This window comes from Pseudomonas sp. S1_E05 (assembly GCF_056337105.1).
The window spans coordinates 6,199,526-6,219,378 of the sequence record NZ_JBFRHM010000001.1 but is presented as its reverse complement, the minus strand read 5'-3'; the positions used below and the strand labels follow the sequence as shown (position 1 = coordinate 6,219,378).

Below are 19,853 nucleotides of genomic sequence, written 5' to 3'. Positions count from 1 at the left end.
CAGCCAGCGAAGGACTGAATACCAACGAAAAACTGTTGCCTTATTTATTCATAACTTGTTGATACAAAATGAAAATATCAGAAACACAAGTTGCTCAGAGCACCGGAAAATGGATCCTGAACGCCGCCCCGCCCATTGGCGAATCTCCCAGGGTCAGCCGAGCGCCGTAGCTTTCGATGATGTCCTTCACCACCGCCAGCCCGATCCCCTGCCCCGGGTGCTGGCGGTCCAGGCGTTCACCGCGTTGCAGGATCCGCGCACGCTGGTCCGGCGGCACGCCCGGCCCGTCGTCCTCGACGCAAAGCTCGATGCCGCTCAGGCTTTCGCGCACGCTGATGCGCACTTCGCCCAGGCACAGGCGATAGGCGTTCTCCAACAGGTTGCCGAGCATTTCCAGCAAGGCGCCCTGCTCGATCGGCACATAGCACGGTTGCGGCAGGTCGAAGGCCACCCGCACGCGCTTGTCGCGGTAGACCTTGTCCAGAGTGTCGCACAGGCTCTGCAACACGGGCTGCAAACGCACCTGATGGCGCACCAGGCCGCTTTTGCGCAGGCTCGCGCGCTGCAATTGATAGCCAATCTGCTGACTCATGCGCTCGATCTGAGTTTGCAACACCCAGGCCTGGTCGCGATCGGCGGGCCGTTGCGCCATGTCTTCACTGACACCTTGCAACACGGTCAACGGGGTTTTCAGGCTGTGGGCCAGGTCGTCGAGGGAATCGCGATAGCGGCTGCGCTGCTCGCGCTCGCTGTGCAACAGTCGGTTGAGCGAGCCGGTCAGGCGCAACAACTCGCGCGGGTGCTGTTCGCTTAAGCTTTCGCGCGCGCCGCTTTCGATCTCGTCGAGTTCCTGGCTCAACCGACGCAACGCCTGCAAACCCCAGGTCAGGCCTATCCACAGCAGCGCCAGAAGCACCAGCAGTGCCGCGCCGAAGCCCAGGTAGAGGTTTTCCCGCAGGCCTTCGAGGGTATTTTCATATTCGCGCACCGGTTGCAGGGTGACGATGCTGAACGCCGCGCTTTTGCCGCCCAGCAGCTTGACCTCGACGTCATAAACGAAAAACTCCTTGCCGTCGGCTTCCTTGATTCGCGCGAACTCGTTTCCGCGCCCGTCGTAGCGCGGCTTGTAATTGATGTGTTCCTCGCGGGTACCTTTGGAGCGCCAGACCAAATGGCCGTCGCGGTCATAGATATAGCCGAGCAGGCCGCTGTCAGTCAGGTTGAAGCGCTCATCGGGCAACTGCGCCGGCATCTGCAAGCGGTTGCCCTCGACCCGGGCAGCAGAGATCAGCGTGGTGACATCCGAGGCCAGGCGTTGCTCGATCGAATCCTGCAACGCCAGGCTGAACGCGCCCTGCATCGCTGGCAACAGCGCCAGCATGAACAACACCGCCAACAGGGTGGCGGCCAGCATCAAGCGAACACGAAGCGAACGGATCAAGTGCAGCGCTCATTAAACAGGTAGCCGAGGCCACGCACGGTGTCGATCGGCTTGAAACCCGCCGGGCCTTCGAGCTTGCGCCGCAGGCGGCCGACCAGCACTTCAATGACGTTCGGATCACGCTCGTCATCATCCGGGTAGAGCTGCTCCATGAGGCGGTCCTTGGCGACCACCTGCTGGTGGTGGCGCATCAGGTATTCGAGGATGCGGTATTCGTAGGCAGTCAGCGCCAGCGGCTGGTCGTCGAGTGAGGCCTGCTTGCGGTTGAGGTCGAGCAACAGCGGGCCGGCGACGATGGTCGACTGAGTGAACCCGCTGGAGCGACGCAGCAACGCGTTCAAGCGCGCATCGAGTTCCTCGAACTGGAACGGCTTGACGACATAGTCGTCGGCACCAGCGGCGAGGCCTTCGACTTTGTCCTGCCAATTGCCGCGGGCAGTGAGGATCAGGATGGGGAAGGTCTTGCCGCGCGAACGCAACTGGCGAATCAGGTCGAGCCCGCCCATACCCGGCAACCCAAGGTCGATCACGGCAAGGTCGTGGTTGAACTGCTCGGTCTGATACAACGCCTCTTCAGCGTTGGGCACCGACTCGACCACGTGGCCGCTGTCCGTCAGGCGGGTTTGCAGGTGATGGCGCAAGAGCGCTTCATCTTCGACGACCAGCAATTTCATGAGGCTCTCCCGGGCAAGTCAACATCTCCAGAGGTGTACCGAGTGGGTGCTGCCACCCACCGGGTCAGACAGATCGTAAACGCCAAGCAGGTATTCCTGACGCAGTTTAATGCCATTGTAGGTACCCGACACCTTGTCATAAGCGGCGTAGTAGTGGCCTCGACCGTTTTGTTGCGCCAGACGCACACCCCAGACACTGTCCTGGATCACGCCTGCGGCGTTCGGGTGGTTGAAGTTCAGCGCGTTAGCCTTTTTCAGCCTGTTGTTCTGATCGAACGCCGGGCTGGAAAAGTTATCGTCGCTTGCATGGGCCGCTACGCTTGCGCCCATCACCGTGAAAGCCAGAAGCAGGTTCTTCAACGTAGTCATTGACGAGTTTCCTCAGGTGCAATGTGCTTTTCGGGTATGGCACAAGGTTACCCACCGGGCCCTGAACTGCCCCTGAACGTACACTGAACCTCCGCTGAACCAGATTGACGGCTACGCTAAGCCCTTGTTTGAGCCCCTTGTTGCAGGAGATCTTTGCATGCGCGTACTCATCGCTGTCCTTTTACTGACCCTGAGCGGGCTTGGCCAAGCCGCAATCAAAACCCAGGAAATGCCCTATCAAACTGCCGACGGCACAAAACTGATCGGCTATTACGCCTACGACGACGCCATCAAGGGACAACGCCCGGGCGTGGTGGTGGTGCACGAATGGTGGGGGCTCAACGATTACACCAAGCGCCGAGCCCGTGACCTCGCGGCCCTGGGCTACAGCGCGCTCGCCATCGACATGTACGGCGATGGCAAGAACACCGAGCATCCCAAGGACGCCATGGCCTTCATGCAGGCCGCGTTGAAGGACGCCGACGCCTCCAGCGCCCGCTTCCAGGCCGGGCTCGATCTGCTGAAGAAACAGGCACAAACCGACCCGGACAAGGTGGCGGCGATCGGTTACTGCTTCGGCGGCGCCGTGGTGTTGAATGCGGCGCGCCAGGGTGTGCCACTGGCGGGCGTGGTGAGTTTCCACGGCGCGCTGGCGACCAATACGCCGGCTGAGCCTGGCAAGGTGAAAGCGAAGATTCTGGTCGAGCATGGCGCGTTGGACAGCATGGTCACGCCGCAAAACGTGGCCGCCTTCAAAAGCGAGATGGACAAGGCCGGCGCCGACTACACCTTCGTCAGCCTGGAGGGGGCCAAACATGGCTTCAGCAACCCGGACGCGGACCGCCTGGGCCATGGCGATCATGGCGGCCCGGACATTGGCTACAACAAGGCGGCGGATGACAAGTCGTGGTCCGATATGCAGGCGTTTTTCAAGAAATTGTTTGGTTGATTGCATAGACCGAGTTGAATCCATCGCGGGCAAGCCCGCTCCCACAGGTGATTTGCGTCGCACAGAAAATCCCTGTGGGAGCGGGCTTGCCCGCGATGGGGTCACCTCGGTCTCGGATGAGACTACCCAGCCCGCAACCAACCCGGCAAAATGCTCCGCATGACTGCCCTCCCCGCACTACCCGCCTGCTGCACCCCGCTCGATGCCGACTGGCCGCTGCCGTTCGTGCTGCCCGACACGGTACTGCTCAGCACCCACTTCGACAGTTCGCGACTGACCGCCGATGACTTCCGGCAAAGCGCCATCGAGCCACCGGCCACCATCCAACGCTCGGTTGCCAAACGCCAGGCCGAATTTCTCGCTGGGCGAATCTGCGCACGGGCCGCGCTGCAACAACTGGAAGGGCTGAATGAGGTTCCGGCCATGGGTGAGGATCGGGCCCCCGTCTGGCCGTCGCACATCAGTGGCTCGATCACCCACAGCACCGGCCGAGCGGCGGCGATCGTGGCGCGTAAAAGCGATTGGCGCGGCCTGGGCATGGACCTGGAAAACCTGCTCAACGCGGAACGGGCGCAGCGCCTGGCCGGGGAAATTCTCACCCCCGCCGAACTGCAGCGCATGGCGACCGGCCGCCACGATCAACAGGCGCTGCTGGTGACCCTGACGTTTTCCGTGAAGGAGAGTCTGTTCAAGGCGCTTTATCCGATTGTGCAGCAGCGCTTCTATTTCGAGCACGCCGAGGTGCTGGAGTGGAGCGAGGCTGGGCAGGTGCGGTTGCGGTTGTTGGCCGATCTGTCCACGGAGTGGCGGCATGGCACCGAGCTGGAGGCGCAGTTTGGGGTGAAGGATGGGCAGTTGTTGAGTTTGGTCAGCATCGAGGCCTGAAGAGGTTTGTTGTTTTGGCCGGCCCCATCGCGAGCAAGCTCGCTCCTACAGGGCAGGCTTGCTCGCGATGAGGCCGGGCCAGACAACACAAATCTCAGCGCTTCTCCTGATCCCTCGGCCAACTCAAACTGAAACACGCCCCGCCCAGGCTCTTGCTCTTGCTGATCAAGGCCCGGCCGTCATGCCAATGAATGATCCGCCGCACGATGGACAAACCCAGGCCATGCCCGCCGGAAGCACGCGTGCGGCTGTCATCGAGGCGCAGAAACGGCGTGAAGATTTTCTCCCATGCCGACTCGGGCACCCCCGGCCCGTCGTCTTCGATATCGACCCGACAACGTTGCTGGCCGACCTGATAACTGACAGTCACCCGCGACTGGGCGTGTCGCATGGCGTTGCTCACCAGGTTCTGAATGGCTCGGTGCAGGTAACGCGGCTCTGCCTCGACCCAGGCGTCGTCGCAATCGGCCGCCGACAGGCACAACCCGCGCTGGACCGTGACATCCGCGCGCAGCGGCGCCAACTCCTCGATAACCTGATTGACCAGCGCGTCCAGGTCGATGCGTTGGAAGTTCAACGCCGGCGAGCCCTGCTCCATACGCGCATAGGTGAGCATTTCGTCCACCAGCCGATCAAGGTCTTCGATGTCGTGGTCCATGCCCTCGCAGTATTTTTCCAGCGCTTGCGGCGTGGTGGCCGACCCGATCATCTCCAGGCCAAAACGCAAACGCGCCACCGGCGTCCGCAATTCGTGGGACACGGCGCGCACCAGTTCGCGCTGCACCGCCAACAATTGCTGCAAGTGTTCGGCCATGCCGTTGAAGGCCGCCGCCAGACGCCCGACCGAGTCCGCACCACGCGCCGGCACCCGGGTTTCCAGGCTGCCCTGGGCGATGCGCGTGGCGGCGGCTTCCAGGCCGCGTAGACGACGCTCCAACTGGCGCACCAGCAAATAGACGATCAGACCGATCAGGCTCAGCCCCAGCGCCGCGATCAGCACCAGCCATTGTGGCGGATAAGGATTCATCTGGTACAACGGACCGATTTCCAGCACCCAGGGGGTACCGACCATGCCGGCGAACACCCGGATCGAATCGCCCTCCTTGCCCAACGCCATCACCGTGTCCCCTTCCGACACACGGCGACTCTGGTCTTCGTCCATGTCGGCCTCTTCGACCGTGACGAGCCGCAAGTCGAAACCGAAGCCTTTCTCTTCCTTTAACTGCGCCAGGCGCTTGGCCTGTTCGGCCACCGGGACGCGCACCAGTTCGTCGGTGAGCAGGTAGATTGTTGCTCGCGCAAGTTGCTCGCTGATCTGCTGCACCTCGCCGGTGAGCATCAACTGTTCCTTTTCACTGACCAGCCGGTACACCCTCGCCGCATGCGGACCGGTCTGTTCCACCAGCGCCTGACCGCGCAGCACGCGGGTGCGCTGGGTCAGGTCAAGGTCGCTCTGGGCGAAGGTCTTCAGTGCCAGCGGAATGCCCAGCAAACGCTCCCAGACCAGCAACGCCCGGTGGCGCTGGGTTTCATTCATCGGTTGCAGGTTGTCGGCCATCAGCGAAAACGTGCCGTGGGCCAGGCGCTCGCGGTACTGCTCGCTGCGCACCTGGTTGAGCATATGCAACGCCAGCACCCCAAGCACCGCCACCAGGATCAGCGCCGCGCACATGCCGCCGTAGATGCGCAGGAAGATCGAGTTCACAGCGACGGGTCTACGCAGGCTTCAGGCACGAACAGATAGCCTTTGCTGCGGATGGTCTTGATCAGGCGCGGGTGATCGGGGTCATCGCCAATCTTCGGACGGATCCGCGAGATGCGCACATCGATGGAGCGGTCCTGGCCGTCATAACCGATACCGCGTAACGCCGTGAAGATCTCCTCCCGTGACAGGATGCGTCCGGCATTGGCCACCAGCAGCCACAGCAGGTCAAACTCGGCGCTGGTCAATTCGATGCTGTTGTCATGCAGCCAGGCTTCACGCAACGCGCTGTCCACCACCAGCGGACCGAACTGCAGGCGGCGCTGTTTTTCCGCCGCCGGCTCAGGCGACTCGCTACGGCGCAACAACGCCTGGATGCGCGCGAGCAACAAACGCGGGCGTACCGGTTTGCACACGTAGTCGTCGGCCCCGAGGTCCAGGCCGAGGATCTGGTCGGTATCATCGGTACGCGCGGTAAGCATCAGGATCGGGCCGTCATACTTGTCGCGAACCTTGCGGCAGATACTCAGGCCGTCTTCGCCGGGCAGCATCAGGTCGAGGATCACCAGGTCCGGCTGCTCCTTGATAATGCGGGCCGCAGCCAGCGCTCCATTGCCCTCGATCGACACGCGCAGGCCATTGGCTTGCAGGTATTCGCGGGTCAGCTCGGCCAGACGCTGGTCGTCCTCGACAATCAATACCTGCCAGGCTTCTTGCTCCACGGTGACCTCTGCTTGCCAACAACACTGATAAAGGAAGGATCCACCCGTCTTTTTGTCATGTTTGGGGGGATAAGAATGCGTACGCACCGGCCGATTGTATAAACGCCACTCGTCCAGAACACAAGCCGGCAAATGCGTTCGGACAACCCGCTTTTTTGTGATAGGGTTCGCGCCCTTCGAAATCCGGATGGCTGTTTTCGCTCATTGAAAATCAGTGAAAATTCGCTCGATCCAGCAGGTTCGCGGCCTACACGCGGATTCACCCTGTCACACACAATTTACGCACAGGGTTATCCACAGGCAGTACGTTGCAACCCCCCTCAAAACGCATTATCTTGTAGCACGGCGCTAAAAAAACCCTACATATAGGGTTTTCCCTTAGAAAGGCCAACCACATTTCAAACCGGTAACTCAAGCGTTTTATCGCCTGTTCCCGGTTGAACCCAGCGTGATTTACAAGCCCAAACCGCTCCCGCGGATGGCACCGTTTTTTTCAGGCCAGCAGGGCCAGGACGGTACGGGTGTTGCAGTCAAGTCTGCCACCCGGAATGGAATCCGGCAGCAAGCCAAGGCTCGCTGCCAAAACTTCGGCAAGGACGCGGCATCAATAGCCTTTTTCCTACTGCCCCGAAGTTGTTATGCCCGACGCGTGTCGGTTGTAGTGCTTCAGGACAGAACGGTGGGCACCGTCATGGTGCCCAAACAAACATAAAGAATGTGGAGACAACCCCCATGCAAACCGACACAACTCGCGAGAACCCGCAAGGCACCTTGCCGCAGGCTGTGGATTCGAATTCGGATCTGTCCGCCACCGCGCCTGGCCAGTTGCGCGTGATCAAGCGTAACGGCACTGTCGTTGCTTACACCGATGACAAAATCACCGTCGCCATCACCAAGGCGTTCCTCGCAGTTGAAGGCGGCACCGCTGCCGCCTCGTCGCGCATCCATGACACCGTGGCACGCCTGACCGAGCAGGTCACCGCGACCTTCAAGCGTCGCATGCCATCGGGCGGCACCATCCACATCGAAGAAATCCAGGACCAGGTCGAACTGGCCCTGATGCGTGCCGGCGAGCAGAAAGTTGCCCGCGACTACGTGATCTACCGTGATTCGCGTGCCAAGGAGCGTGCGGCACACACGCCGGCCGAGGCCACCGTCAACGCTCACCCCTCGATCCGCATCACCCGCGCCGACGGTAGCCTGGCGCCGCTGGACATGGGCCGCCTGAACACCATCGTGACCGAAGCGTGCGAAGGCCTGGAAGAGGTCGACGGTGACCTGATCCAGCGCGAGACCCTGAAGAACCTGTACGACGGCGTCGCCCTGACCGACGTTAACACCGCCCTGGTGATGACGGCCCGGACCCTGGTAGAACGCGAGCCGAACTACTCGTTCGTGACCGCCCGCCTGCTGATGGACACCCTGCGTGCCGAAGGCCTGGGCTTCCTCGGCGTCGCCGAAAGCGCTACCCACCACGAAATGGCCGACCTGTACGCCAAGGCCTTGCCTGCCTACATTGCCAAGGGTGTCGAGTACGAGCTGGTCAACCCTGAGCTGGCCAACTTCGACCTGGAAAAACTCGGCAAGGCGATCAACCACGAACGCGACCAGCAGTTCACCTACCTGGGCCTGCAAACCCTGTACGACCGTTACTTCATCCACAAGGATGGCGTGCGTTTCGAACTGCCGCAGATCTTCTTCATGCGCGTGGCCATGGGCCTGGCCATCGAAGAGAAAGACCGCGAAGCCCGTGCCATCGAGTTCTACAACCTGTTGTCGTCCTTCGACTACATGGCTTCGACCCCGACCCTGTTCAACGCCGGCACCCTGCGTCCACAGTTGTCGAGTTGCTACCTGACCACCGTGCCGGATGACCTGTCGGGCATCTATCACGCGATCCACGACAACGCCATGCTGTCCAAATTCGCTGGCGGCCTGGGCAACGACTGGACGCCGGTTCGTGCACTGGGTTCGTACATCAAGGGCACCAACGGCAAGTCCCAGGGTGTGGTTCCGTTCCTGAAAGTCGTGAACGACACCGCCGTCGCCGTGAACCAGGGTGGCAAGCGCAAGGGCGCTGTCTGCGCCTACCTGGAAACCTGGCACATGGACATCGAAGAGTTCATCGAGCTGCGCAAGAACACCGGTGATGATCGCCGTCGTACCCACGACATGAACACTGCCAACTGGATCCCTGACCTGTTCATGAAGCGCGTCTTCGATGACGGCAAGTGGACCCTGTTCTCGCCATCCGAAGTACCGGACCTGCACGACCTGACCGGCAAGGCCTTCGAAGAGCGCTACGAGTACTACGAAGCCCTGACCGAATACCCAGGCAAGGTCAAGCTGTTCAAGACCATCCAGGCCAAAGACCTGTGGCGCAAGATGCTGTCCATGCTGTTCGAAACCGGCCACCCATGGCTGACCTTCAAGGACCCGTGCAACCTGCGCAGCCCGCAGCAACACGTGGGTGTGGTTCACAGCTCGAACCTGTGCACCGAAATCACCTTGAACACCAACAAGGACGAGATCGCTGTCTGCAACCTGGGTTCGATCAACCTGCCAAACCACATCGTGAACGGCCAGCTCGACACCGCCAAGCTGCAACGCACCGTGAACACTGCCGTGCGCATGCTCGACAACGTGATCGACATCAACTACTACTCGGTGCCACAAGCGAAGAACTCCAACTTCAAGCACCGTCCGGTTGGCCTGGGCATCATGGGCTTCCAGGATGCGCTGTACCTGCAGCACATTCCTTACGGCTCCGATGCCGCCGTGCAGTTCGCCGACAGCTCCATGGAAGCCGTCAGCTACTTCGCGATCCAGGCCTCCTGCGACCTGGCTGACGAGCGTGGCGCCTACGAGACATTCCAGGGTTCGCTGTGGTCCAAGGGCATCCTGCCGCTGGATTCGCAACAGATCCTGATCGAGGCTCGTGGCCAGAAGTACATCGATGTCGACCTGAAGGAAAGCCTGGACTGGGCACCGGTTCGCGCCCGTGTACAGAAAGGCATCCGTAACTCGAACATCATGGCCATCGCACCGACCGCGACCATCGCCAACATCACTGGCGTTTCGCAGTCGATCGAACCGACCTACCAGAACCTGTACGTGAAATCGAACCTGTCGGGCGAATTCACCGTGATCAACCCGTATCTGGTTCGCGATCTGAAGGCTCGTGGCCTGTGGGATTCGGTCATGATCAACGACCTGAAGTACTACGACGGTTCGGTACAGCAGATCGAGCGTATCCCGCAAGAACTCAAAGAGCTCTATGCGACCGCGTTCGAAGTGGACACCAAGTGGATCGTCGACGCCGCCAGCCGTCGTCAGAAGTGGATCGACCAGGCTCAATCTCTGAACCTGTACATCGCCGGCGCTTCGGGCAAAAAACTGGACGTCACCTACCGCATGGCTTGGTACCGTGGCCTGAAAACCACTTACTACCTCCGCGCCCTGGCTGCGACCAGCACCGAGAAGTCGACCATCAACACCGGTAAGCTGAACGCTGTTTCCAGCGGCGGCAACCACGGTGACGATTCGGTCCTGGCAGCGCCAGCCGGTCCTGCTCCAGTGCCGAAGGCCTGCGCCATCGACGAGCCGGATTGCGAAGCTTGCCAATAAGCTGAGCCGGCAGGCGCTGCAAGGCGCCTTCCCCGACAACCCCCGACCAATCCCCTGGATTGTCGGGGGTTTTCTTTTGCCCCGCCCCGCCCCCCCACCCTGTAGGAGCGAGCTCAGGCAACACAAAAAGCCGGCCATAAAAAAACCCCTCTTGCGAGGGGTTCTTCATGCAGCGCCAACCGTATCAGGTCATCTGAATGATGGTCTGCATAATGGTGCTCTGGGTCGAGATGGTCTTGGCGTTCGCCTGGTAGTTGCTCTGCGCCTTGATCAGGTCGACCAGTTCGTTGGTCACGTTGACGTTGGACTCTTCCAGCGAGTTGGACTGGATCGAACCCAGGGTACCGGTTTCCGGAGCGTCGTAACCCGGGATGCCCGACGCGTAGGTCTCTTTCCAGCTGGTGCCGCCTACGGGTTGCAGGCCTTGCTCATTGGTGAAGCTGGCGAGCGAGATCTGGCCGATGGCCTTGGTCTGGTTGTTGCTGAAGTTGGCCAGCAACACGCCGCTGCCGTCAATGGTCAGGTTGGTGATCTGGCCAGTGGCGTAACCGTTCTGGATCGGGATCGAACGGGCGGTATCGGCGTTGAACTGGGTGGTATTGGACATGGAAACGGTGATGCCGGCCGGGTCAGCGGCTGCGCCGTTCGGACTCCAGGTACCATTGGTCACCTTGCCCGGCACCCAGCCGGTGATTTTCAAGTCAGGGCTGACCACTGGCGGAGTACCAGGGGTGGTCACCGACACCAGCTTGCCGGAGGTGTCGAAGGCCATGGTCGAAGCCACCGGAGGGGTCGCCGGATCGGTCGGATCGGTGCCATCAGGATTGCGACCGTCGACCAAGCTATAGACTTTCCAGGTGTTGTCACCCGTCTTCACCATGTACTGATCAAGGGCGTGCTGGTTGCCCTGGGTGTCATAGATCGGTGTGCTGAACTGCTTGGTGAAGGATTCCTGCTTGCTCGGGTCGAACGGATAGGTGGTCTGGTTGATCGCCGTTGCCGTGGAGTTCAGGTTGATCGTCGACGAAATGGTGGTCGTTGTCTTCGGCGCCAGGTTCGACGTATCAATGCGCAGGTCGGTCAGAATCCCGTTGACGATCTTGCCGTTGGCATCCACGCCGTAGCCTTGCAGGCGAGCGGTGCCGCTGGAGTTGGTGACGTAACCATCCTTGTCGACCTTGAAGGTACCGGCACGGGTGTACGACAGCGAGCCGTTTTCGTTCAACACGAAGAAACCCGAACCGTTGATGCCCATGTCCAGCACGTTGCCGGTGTTGTTCACATCGCCTTGAGTAAACTGCTGGGAGACATTGGCCAAGCGTACGCCATTACCAACGACTTTAGAGCCGGAGCCCAATCTCGTCGCGGAGTACACGTCTTCGAATTCCGCACGGGACGATTTGAAACCGACGGTCGCCACGTTGGCAATGTTGTTGCCGGTGACGTCCAGTTGCTTGTTGGCTGCATAGAGACCGCTAAGGCCGATGTTAAAAGACATGCTCCACTCCTTTGTGCCGGGTTAGTCGGCTCTTACATACCAATAGTTTGGACTTTGGACAGGGCGATGCTGCCCACCCCGGCCAGATTGAGCATCAACTCACCGCCGGTCTGGCTGATGGTCACGCTGTTGACGGTGGCAGGCAGGTAGGTCACCAGCGATGTTGCCTTGCCGTCATAAGTCGCGGTGGCATCGAAGGTGTACGTGCCCGCTGCGGCCACTTCGCCCGCATCGTTCTTGCCGTCCCAGATGAAGCTGGCGTCGCCGGCCTTCTGGCTGCCCAGGTCGAGGGTGCGGACGACTTTGCCGTCGGCATTGGTGATCTTGACCTTGACCGGATCGACCGACGCCGGAACGGCGATGGTGCCGGTGAAGCTCTTGGAGGTATCGACCACGGCCTTGCTGCCCGGCGCGATGACCGAACGGCCCACCAGCGACGAAGCCTGCAACGCCTGCGACGAGCTGTAGTTGGCCGCCAGGCCGGCTACGGTGTCATTGAGCGTGGTGATGCCTTCCAGGCTGCTGAACTGCGCCAGTTGGGCAACGAACTCGCCGTTGTCCTGAGGCTCCAGCGGGTTCTGGTTTTTCAACTGCGTTACCAGCAACTGCAGGAATGCGTCCTTGCCCAGGGTCTTTTTGCCGCCCGCGGCAGCCGCCGCATCTGCCAGGCTATCGTTGTTGGTTTTGTTGCTCCTGACCGAAGAGTTGGCCAGGATGTCATTCATGCTCAGGCCGCCGGTGGAATCGCTAACACTCATCTGAGTCGCCCCTTATCACTGACCGAGGGTCAGGACCTTTTGCATCATGGTTTTGGCGGTGTTCATCATTTCAGCGTTGGTCTGGAACGAGCGACTCGCGGAAATCATGTCGGCCATTTCTTCCACCACGTTGACGTTCGGGTAGTAGACGTAACCCTTGGCGTCGGCCGCCGGATGGTTGGGTTCGTAGCGCGCTTCGAGGTTGCTCTGGTCTTCGACCACGCCGAGCACCTGCACGCCCTGGCCGGCAGCGCCCTGGTTCTGGAACAGTGAATCGCTGCCGCCACTCTGGCCGCCCTGGAACATGGTGGCGAACACCGGGTGACGCGCGCGGTAGGTCTGGTCGATGCTCGACGAGACGGTCTCGGCGTTGGCGATGTTCGACGCCACGGTGTTCAACCGGGTGGTCTGGGCGCTCATGCCGCTACCGGCAATATTGAAAACGCTGGCTAGCGACATGTTTATTCTCCACGCAGGGCTGATACCAGCCCTTTGAATTTGCTGTTGAGCAGGGTGAAACTGGCCTGGAAGTTGACCGAGTTTTCCGCGTAGTTCGATTGTTCCAGTTGAGCATCAACGGTGTTCTGGTCGATCGACGGCTGCATCGGCGTGCGATACATCAGCGACTCGTCGCCGTTGCCCAGGCCCTGCGCTTCGATATGACGGCTATTGGTCATGTTCAGGGCGAAAGTACCGTTCTTGGTCTTCTCGCTCTGCTCGGCGAGCACTTTGGAGAAGTCCAGATCCCGAGCCTTGTAGTTCGGGGTGTCGGCGTTGGCGATGTTGTTGGCCAGAACCTCTGCACGCTGGGCGCGGAAGCCCAGGGCTTGTTCGTGGATACCGAGCGCTTTATCGAAGCTGATGCTCATGTCGGGAAACCTTCGGGAGACCTGATTTTTCGTACGAAGGTTTTAGCAAGCGGCGTGCCAACTCGGCGAACCCCCGGTTTACGGGGCTTCGCGTAAAAGGGGCTGGTGCCAATGCCAGAAAAGCGGCAACCGTTTTCCGCCGCCTGCCGCTTTTCTGCCGCTTTGCGCCGAACATCCCCGCCGCTCCTGTAGGAGCGAGCATGCTCGCGATGACCGTCCAGACGACGCTGGCTGCCTGATACCCCTCGTTATCGTTGACCACCATCGCGAGCATGCTCGCTCCTACAGCGGGAGAGGACCATCGGGCATAAAAAAACGGGAGCCCTGTCAGACTCCCGTTTTTTTGTCACAAGCAATCACTTCGCCTGGTAAATGATCCCCGGGCTGCACTGGACCATCTGGTAATGATCCGGCAGACCGTTCAGCGCTTCGGAGGCGCCGAGGAACAGATAGCCACCAGGCTTGAGCGTGCTGTGAATGCGCAACAGGATGTCTTTCTTCACCTCGGCGGAGAAGTAGATCAGCACGTTGCGGCAGAACACGATGTCGAACTTGCCGAGGCTCGCGTAACTGTCCAGCAGGTTGAAAGCGCGGAATTCCACCCGACTCTTGATCGGTGCCTTGATCGCCCAGCGGCCCGGCCCTTTCGGATCGAAATAACGCTGCAGGCGTTCCGGCGACAAGCCACGGCCGATGGCCAGACTGTCGTACTCGCCGGTCTTGCAGTTGATCAGCATGGAGCCCGACAGGTCAGTCGCCACAATTTGCACGCCCGCCTTCAACTGACCGATATTGGTCCGCTCGAACTCGTCGATGGACATCGACAGCGAATAGGGCTCCTGCCCCGAGGAGCAGGCGGCCGACCAGATGCGCAGGCGCTGGCCGGGAGCCGCCTTGATCGCTTCGGGCAATACCTTGTTCTTCAAGACCTCAAACGGATAGGTGTCACGAAACCAAAGGGTTTCGTTGGTCGTCATGGCATCGACCACCATCTCGCGCAAACCGCTGCGCGGCTGGGTCTGGATGCGCTGCACCAGCTCACCCAGGGACTTGATGCCTTGCTGCTCCATCAGTTTGTTGAGACGGCTCGAGACAAGGTACTGCTTGTTTTCACCCAGCAAGATGCCACAGGCTTTTTCCAGGAACACCCGGAACTGTTCGAAATCCAAATTACCCGTAGACAATGCTGCCGCCTCTTAAATCGTGTGAACCGCCAGGGGCAGAAGGCCCCTAGCTGATATCTGCTGCTTTGATCCGGTCAACCACCCGGGATGCCAGGTCATCAGGACGGAATTTGGCAAGGAAGTCATCGGCACCGACCTTCTTGACCATCGCCTGATTGAACACACCCGACAACGAAGTATGCAGGATGATATGAAGCTTTTGCATACGCGGGTCGTTGCGGATTTCCGCCGTCAGGGTATATCCATCCATTTCCGGCATTTCGATGTCGGAAATCATCATCAGGAACTCTTCTTCCGGCTTTTTCCCATCGTCGACCAGCTTGCGCAAGTAGTCCAGCGCTTGCCGCCCGTCGTTCAACGCCACCACTTCGACACCGACCGTCTGCAGGCAACGCGTCACCTGCTTGCGTGCCACTGACGAGTCATCGACGGTCAGCACGCGCAGCGACAAGGCCTTGTGCTGGGTCTCGACGTCGACCACGCCCACGGAAATCGCTTCCGGCGTCGGCGCCACTTCCGCCAGTACCTTCTCGACGTCGATGATTTCGACTAGCTGATTGTCGACCCGAGTCACAGCCGTCAGGTAGTGATCGCGTCCGGTGCCCTTGGGCGGCGGATGAATCTCCTCCCAGTTCATGTTGACGATGCGCTCCACCGAGCGCACCAGGAAACCCTGGGTCTTGGTGTTGTACTCCGTGATGATCACGAAGGGGTTGCTTTGATCTTTCAATGCTCCGGAACCGGTTGCCATCGCCAGATCAAGAATCGGAATGGTCGCTCCCCGGATATTTGCCACACCGCACACGACAGGACTGGACTTGGGCATCACGGTCAGCGAGGGGCATTGCAGCACCTCTCGAACCTTGAACACGTTGATCCCGTAGAGCTGCTGGCCGTCGAGACGGAACAACAACAGCTCCAGGCGATTCTGCCCTACCAGTTGCGTGCGCTGGTTTACCGAATCCATTACACCAGCCATGCCCAGACTCCTACACCAACGCTAGTTGTGTTGCGACGCACATTCATCACTAAACGGCACGGCGCTTGCTTTTTAACTTTTATGAACACAGAACCGACATTTTTTCGACGCCTGACATCCACCTCCCGCAGATTGCTCTGCGCGATATCGGCCGTCTGCCTGTTCAACGCTGGCAGCCCTGCCCTTGCTGACGCAGTTACCTTGCCTGACATGCTTATCGGCGTCACCCAAGGCTTTCTTGAATTCACCGTAGAGGACTACCTGGCCACCAGTCAAACCGAAGGTCGTTACGAAATCGAGGTCAAACAGCTCGACCCGCGCCTGCGCATGCCCATGTGCGACAAGGAATTGACAGCCAGTCTGGAGAGCCCTGCCAAGCCATTGGGCCGTGTCACGGTCAAGGTTCGCTGCGAGGGCAGCTCCCCGTGGACAGTGTTCGTGCCCGCTCAAGTGCGCCTGTTTCGCGAGATAGTGACCACCGCCCGCCCCCTGCGTCGCGCCGACATTGTCGAGCCCGGTGACGTGGTCATGCGCGAGCGGGACATCGGCCAGGTTACCCAGGGCTATCTGACCACCCTGGACCAGGCGATCGGCCAGCGACTTACCCGACCAATGGTCGCTGATCAGGTGATAACCCTGGTCAATCTCGAACAGACTGAAGTCATCCGCAAAGGTGATCAGGTGGTGATTACTGCCCGTAGCGGCACGCTGAGCGTGAGGATGCCCGGCGAAGCACTATCCAACGGCGGCATGAGCGAGCAGATTCGCGTGAAAAACCTCAACTCCAAACGGGTTATCAAGGCGCAAGTGACCGCGCCTGGGCAGGTGGAAGTGGCCATGTAGCAACTCTGATCGCGAATCAGTGGCGTTGCCCTGGGCTGTTCCCTAAACTGTGGCGCATGCAGAAGACGTGCTGGCGCTTGCAGGCTCATTGATAAAATGGGTCTAAAGTTTTCACTGGGATAGCCGAGAACATGGCAAGCGTCCAAATATTCAGAGGTTTTTTACCATGGTCATCGATTTCAGCCGTTTGAACAGCACCTCGCCACTAACGGGCAATACACGTACCAACGCCGCCAAGGACACCGCCGAAACTGGCCAGTCCAAAGCGTTGAATACCCCGGCCGAACAGGCCAGCACCGTTAAAAGCGGGGAATCGGTACACCTCAGCCATGAGGCTCAACAGTTGCAACAGGTCACTGACAAGCTGCGTGATCAGCCTGCCGTCGACAAAGCCCGGGTGGCCGAGTTGAAAGCAGCGATTGCCGATGGCAGCTACAAAGTCGACAGCAACCGTGTAGCCAGCAAACTGCTCAATTTCGAAGCCCAGCGCTAGGCTCCGGTCTGCGCCAGGCTTTTGGACGCTTAAAAACCAAGGCCAGCCATGCACGATACTAATTTACTGCAACTGATCACCGACGACTTCGCTCCCGCTCAACACCTGCTGGAGTTATTGCAAACCGAGTCCCTCGCCTTGCACGGTCGCGACATGCCTCTGCTCGAAGAGATTCTGGCGCAGAAGCAGGCAATGATCATTCTGCTCGAACAGCATGGCCGCAAACGCAGTGAAATTCTCGCCAGCCTGAACCTGCCGCTCAATCGCAATGGCCTGGAGCAATTGGCCAGCCAATCGAGCATCGGCCCGCAGCTGCTGGAACAGAGCGATGTGCTGACCGATCTGTTGGCTCAATGCCAAGCGGCAAACGCCAATAATGGCCAGTCGATTCTGGTCCAGCAGGCCGCCACGGCCAACCAGCTGAAAATCCTCACCGGCGGTGAACCGCCAGCACTCTATGATGCACGCGGATCTACCGCGAAACTTGCGAAGCCGCGCCCGCTCAGTCAGGCTTGAGCCTGCAAATGATCACGCCCTATGAAGACTCGCAACATGCTGGCACTATAGTGGCCAGTTGTAGTCATATTTTGTCTGGAGATTGATGTGTCCAATGCCTTAAATGCGGAAGATTCCCCGCAGCCACCCAAGGTGCTCACCACGCCTCTGGAAATCTCCGGCAACCTGCGCCAATTGCAAGACAGCCATGATCCGCTGATCATTACTTTCCACGAACGGACCCAGCGCTTTCAGAGCTACCTGGTGAACGTCGACCGCGACAGTGGCACGATCAAACTCGACGAAATGATCCCGCGCGATGGCGAGCGTTTCCTGCTGGCCGGCGAGCCGTACAAGGTCGAAGGTTTTCATGATGGCGTGCGTATCGCTTGGGAAAGCAACGGCCAACCGACGCTCGACGAGTCCGGCGGCGAGCGCGGCTACCTTGCCCCACTGCCGGACGAAGTGGTTTACCACCAGCGCCGCAACGCCTTCCGCGCCGCCCTGAAGCTGGCGCAACTGGTTGACATCGACCTGGACGGTGAAAAGCTCAAGGCGCCGATTCGCGGCAAACTGCTGGATATTTCCGCCACCGGCTGCAAGTTGCGCTTCGATGGCGACATCACCGCCAGCCTGCAACTGGGCCAGGTCTACGACCGCTTTGCCGCCGCCCTGCCCTTCGGCAAGATGACCGCGCCGGTCGAACTGCGTTACCTGCATTTCGAAGAAAGAATCTCCACCACCTTCGCCGGCATCCGCTTTCACAACATGAGCGGGCTGGTGCAGCGTCAGGTCGAGCGCTTCGTCTATCAGTTGCAACGTGAAGCACGCCGCTTCGACAAAGACGACCTGTAAGATCAGGCGTAATAAAAACGGGCAGTCCCTTGCGGTGACTGCCCGTTTTTTTATACCCGCCGTTCAAGCCAGACGTCAGGGAATGGCATCCGGGACCTTCGGCTCTTCATCGTTTTGCGAGTCCTGCGCAGGTTTCGGCGCAGAAACTTGGGCTCTTTCTTCCGTTTCAGCCGCCGTTTCCGGTACGGGCTCCGGCTCAGGCACAGGCTCGACCGGGCTCTGCATCTGGTCCTGCACCGACTGCTCATCCACCCGCGGGTCCAGGGCTGCCGCCAGCGGCGAGCTGGCCATGCTGTCCGGCATGGCCACGTGGTGCAGCGGTGCGTCGTCCACCTGGTGCAGATTGGTGACCGCTTTCGGGCGAATCCGCCACACCAGTACCAGGGCGAAGAAACTGAAGAAAGCGTAGAGCATGTGGCTGCCGAACGTCTTCATCAGCACCCCGGCCACCAACGGCCCGATACTGGCACCGACCCCATAGGTCACCAGCAGCATGGCCGTGAGCGACACCCGGCGATCGGCCTCGACGTGGTCATTGGAGAACGCCACCGCCAGCGGATACAGGCAGAATTTCACCAGCGAACAAATGAAACCGATGATGAACAACACTTCCAACGGCACCTGCTGCATGATCGCCAGCGGCAATGCCGCGATCGCCAGCACCAGCGCAAAACAGCGGATCAGCAGCGCCCGGTCATAGCGGTCGGACAACCAGCCCAATGGCCACTGCACCACCAGCCCGGCAAAAATGCAGCTACCCATGAACAAACCGACCTGCTCGGTGGACAAGCCCTGCTGCGCCGCATACAGCGGCGCCAGACCGTAGAACGAACCGATGATCAACCCGGCCCCAAGCACCGTGCTCAACGACTGCGGCACGCGCTTGATGAAGAACCGTGGCTCCATCGGCGCCGGGCGCAAGGGTGCCGGGTGAATGCGTCGGGTCAGGGCCACCGGCACCAGGCACAGGGCAAAACACAGGGCCACGAGCATCAACAGTTCCAGGCCGAGCGCCGGGTGCATGACCAGGATCAGTTGACCCAGCACCAGGCCCAGGTACGACGCAATCATGTAGCCACTGAACACCGTGCCGCGCTGTGGCGCGTCGGCCTGCTCGTTGAGCCAGCTCTCGATCACCATGTATTGGCACATCATGCCCAGGCCAACGATGACCCGCAGGAAAATCCACGCCGGCAACCAGTCCACCAGGCCATGGCCCAGCACCGCCGCACCGACGATCCCGGCACAAGCGGAGTAAGCCCGGATATGCCCGACCCGTGCGATCAGCCGGTGACCGATCTTGCCGCCCAGTACCAGGCCAAAATAGTTGGCCGCCATCAACGCACCGACCCACAGGCTGTTGACGTTGTCGGCCGCCAGGCGCAAGCCCAGGTAAGTGCTCAACAGGCCTGAGCCGATCAGCATCATCAGCGAGGCGAAATACAGCGCTCGAAAAGCTTTCCAGATCTGGCGCATCGGCGTTCCGAGCGGCTCCTTGCGGTGAGATACG

At 60.2% G+C, this 19,853-nt stretch carries 19 protein-coding genes and 1 pseudogene; 7 read left to right on the top strand and 13 right to left on the bottom strand.

Features of this window, described 5'->3' with window-relative positions; all coding sequences use genetic code 11:
• Positions 1–94: 94 nt before the first annotated feature.
• The 3 genes and pseudogenes from AB4N33_RS28780 to AB4N33_RS28770 form a co-directional block, all read right to left on the bottom strand.
• Positions 95–1,441, bottom strand: a complete 1,347-nt coding sequence (locus AB4N33_RS28780) for an ATP-binding protein (protein WP_460121794.1) — start codon at positions 1,439–1,441, stop codon at positions 95–97.
• Positions 1,438–2,115, bottom strand: a complete 678-nt coding sequence (locus AB4N33_RS28775; RefSeq protein WP_368554731.1) for a response regulator — start codon at positions 2,113–2,115, stop codon at positions 1,438–1,440. Before AB4N33_RS28775 ends, AB4N33_RS28780 begins: the two co-directional genes overlap by 4 nt.
• Positions 2,116–2,160: 45 nt before the next feature.
• Positions 2,161–2,484 (bottom strand): annotated as a pseudogene (locus AB4N33_RS28770) (hypothetical protein); the annotation flags it as partial.
• 157 nt (positions 2,485–2,641) lie between these two features.
• On the opposite strand from AB4N33_RS28770, the gene AB4N33_RS28765 reads away from it, so the two are divergent.
• Entirely contained in the window at positions 2,642–3,433 is a 792-nt protein-coding gene (locus tag AB4N33_RS28765) for a dienelactone hydrolase family protein (protein ID WP_476458744.1), read from the top strand.
• Between the two features lie 159 nt (positions 3,434–3,592).
• Positions 3,593–4,318 carry a 4'-phosphopantetheinyl transferase family protein gene (locus AB4N33_RS28760; protein WP_476458743.1) on the top strand — a complete coding sequence of 242 codons (726 nt, stop codon included), beginning with the start codon at positions 3,593–3,595 and terminating at the stop codon, positions 4,316–4,318.
• A 94-nt stretch (positions 4,319–4,412) separates the two neighbouring features.
• Here the strand turns inward: AB4N33_RS28760 and AB4N33_RS28755 are convergent, their stop codons facing one another.
• Both AB4N33_RS28755 and AB4N33_RS28750 read right to left on the bottom strand, forming a co-directional pair.
• Positions 4,413–6,023 (bottom strand): ATP-binding protein, encoded by a 1,611-nt coding sequence (locus AB4N33_RS28755; RefSeq protein ID WP_460121788.1) that lies wholly within the window; start codon positions 6,021–6,023, stop codon positions 4,413–4,415.
• Complete coding sequence (locus tag AB4N33_RS28750; protein ID WP_460121786.1) at positions 6,020–6,742, bottom strand: response regulator; 723 nt, start codon at positions 6,740–6,742, stop codon at positions 6,020–6,022. Before AB4N33_RS28750 ends, AB4N33_RS28755 begins: the two co-directional genes overlap by 4 nt.
• 732 nt (positions 6,743–7,474) lie before the next feature.
• Between AB4N33_RS28750 and AB4N33_RS28745 the strand changes: the two genes are divergently transcribed.
• Complete coding sequence (locus AB4N33_RS28745) at positions 7,475–10,369, top strand: ribonucleoside-diphosphate reductase subunit alpha (RefSeq protein ID WP_476458742.1); 2,895 nt, start codon at positions 7,475–7,477, stop codon at positions 10,367–10,369.
• Between the two features lie 184 nt (positions 10,370–10,553).
• Here AB4N33_RS28745 and flgE read toward each other — a convergent pair whose 3' ends face one another.
• From flgE to AB4N33_RS28710, 7 genes are all read right to left on the bottom strand, one after another.
• Complete coding sequence (gene flgE, locus AB4N33_RS28740) at positions 10,554–11,867, bottom strand: flagellar hook protein FlgE (protein WP_476458741.1); 1,314 nt, start codon at positions 11,865–11,867, stop codon at positions 10,554–10,556.
• 32 nt (positions 11,868–11,899) lie between these two features.
• The gene (flgD, locus tag AB4N33_RS28735) at positions 11,900–12,625 is read right to left on the bottom strand and encodes a flagellar hook assembly protein FlgD (RefSeq protein WP_476458740.1); all 726 of its coding nucleotides are present in this window, start codon (positions 12,623–12,625) and stop codon (positions 11,900–11,902) included.
• 15 nt (positions 12,626–12,640) lie between these two features.
• Positions 12,641–13,084, bottom strand: a complete 444-nt coding sequence (flgC, locus tag AB4N33_RS28730; protein ID WP_476458739.1) for a flagellar basal body rod protein FlgC — start codon at positions 13,082–13,084, stop codon at positions 12,641–12,643.
• A gap of 2 nt (positions 13,085–13,086) precedes the next feature.
• The gene (flgB, locus tag AB4N33_RS28725) at positions 13,087–13,494 is read right to left on the bottom strand and encodes a flagellar basal body rod protein FlgB (RefSeq protein WP_368554742.1); all 408 of its coding nucleotides are present in this window, start codon (positions 13,492–13,494) and stop codon (positions 13,087–13,089) included.
• Entirely contained in the window at positions 13,475–13,768 is a 294-nt protein-coding gene (locus tag AB4N33_RS28720; RefSeq protein ID WP_476458738.1) for a hypothetical protein, read from the bottom strand. Before AB4N33_RS28720 ends, flgB begins: the two co-directional genes overlap by 20 nt.
• Positions 13,769–13,850: 82 nt before the next feature.
• The gene (gene cheR, locus AB4N33_RS28715; protein ID WP_460121776.1) at positions 13,851–14,678 is read right to left on the bottom strand and encodes a protein-glutamate O-methyltransferase CheR; all 828 of its coding nucleotides are present in this window, start codon (positions 14,676–14,678) and stop codon (positions 13,851–13,853) included.
• A gap of 46 nt (positions 14,679–14,724) precedes the next feature.
• Positions 14,725–15,657, bottom strand: a complete 933-nt coding sequence (locus AB4N33_RS28710; RefSeq protein WP_460121774.1) for a chemotaxis protein CheV — start codon at positions 15,655–15,657, stop codon at positions 14,725–14,727.
• A gap of 81 nt (positions 15,658–15,738) precedes the next feature.
• On the opposite strand from AB4N33_RS28710, the gene flgA reads away from it, so the two are divergent.
• From flgA to AB4N33_RS28690, 4 genes are all read left to right on the top strand, one after another.
• Entirely contained in the window at positions 15,739–16,500 is a 762-nt protein-coding gene (flgA, locus tag AB4N33_RS28705) for a flagellar basal body P-ring formation chaperone FlgA (RefSeq protein WP_460121772.1), read from the top strand.
• A 166-nt stretch (positions 16,501–16,666) separates the two neighbouring features.
• Complete coding sequence (flgM, locus tag AB4N33_RS28700; protein WP_460121770.1) at positions 16,667–16,993, top strand: flagellar biosynthesis anti-sigma factor FlgM; 327 nt, start codon at positions 16,667–16,669, stop codon at positions 16,991–16,993.
• Between the two features lie 48 nt (positions 16,994–17,041).
• On the top strand, positions 17,042–17,509 hold the full coding sequence (locus tag AB4N33_RS28695) for a flagella synthesis protein FlgN (protein ID WP_460121769.1): 468 nt from the start codon (positions 17,042–17,044) through the stop codon (positions 17,507–17,509).
• Between the two features lie 87 nt (positions 17,510–17,596).
• Positions 17,597–18,343 carry a flagellar brake protein gene (locus AB4N33_RS28690; RefSeq protein WP_476458737.1) on the top strand — a complete coding sequence of 249 codons (747 nt, stop codon included), beginning with the start codon at positions 17,597–17,599 and terminating at the stop codon, positions 18,341–18,343.
• Positions 18,344–18,418: 75 nt separating this feature from the next.
• Here the strand turns inward: AB4N33_RS28690 and AB4N33_RS28685 are convergent, their stop codons facing one another.
• The gene (locus AB4N33_RS28685; protein WP_476458736.1) at positions 18,419–19,819 is read right to left on the bottom strand and encodes an MFS transporter; all 1,401 of its coding nucleotides are present in this window, start codon (positions 19,817–19,819) and stop codon (positions 18,419–18,421) included.
• Positions 19,820–19,853 lie beyond the last annotated feature (34 nt).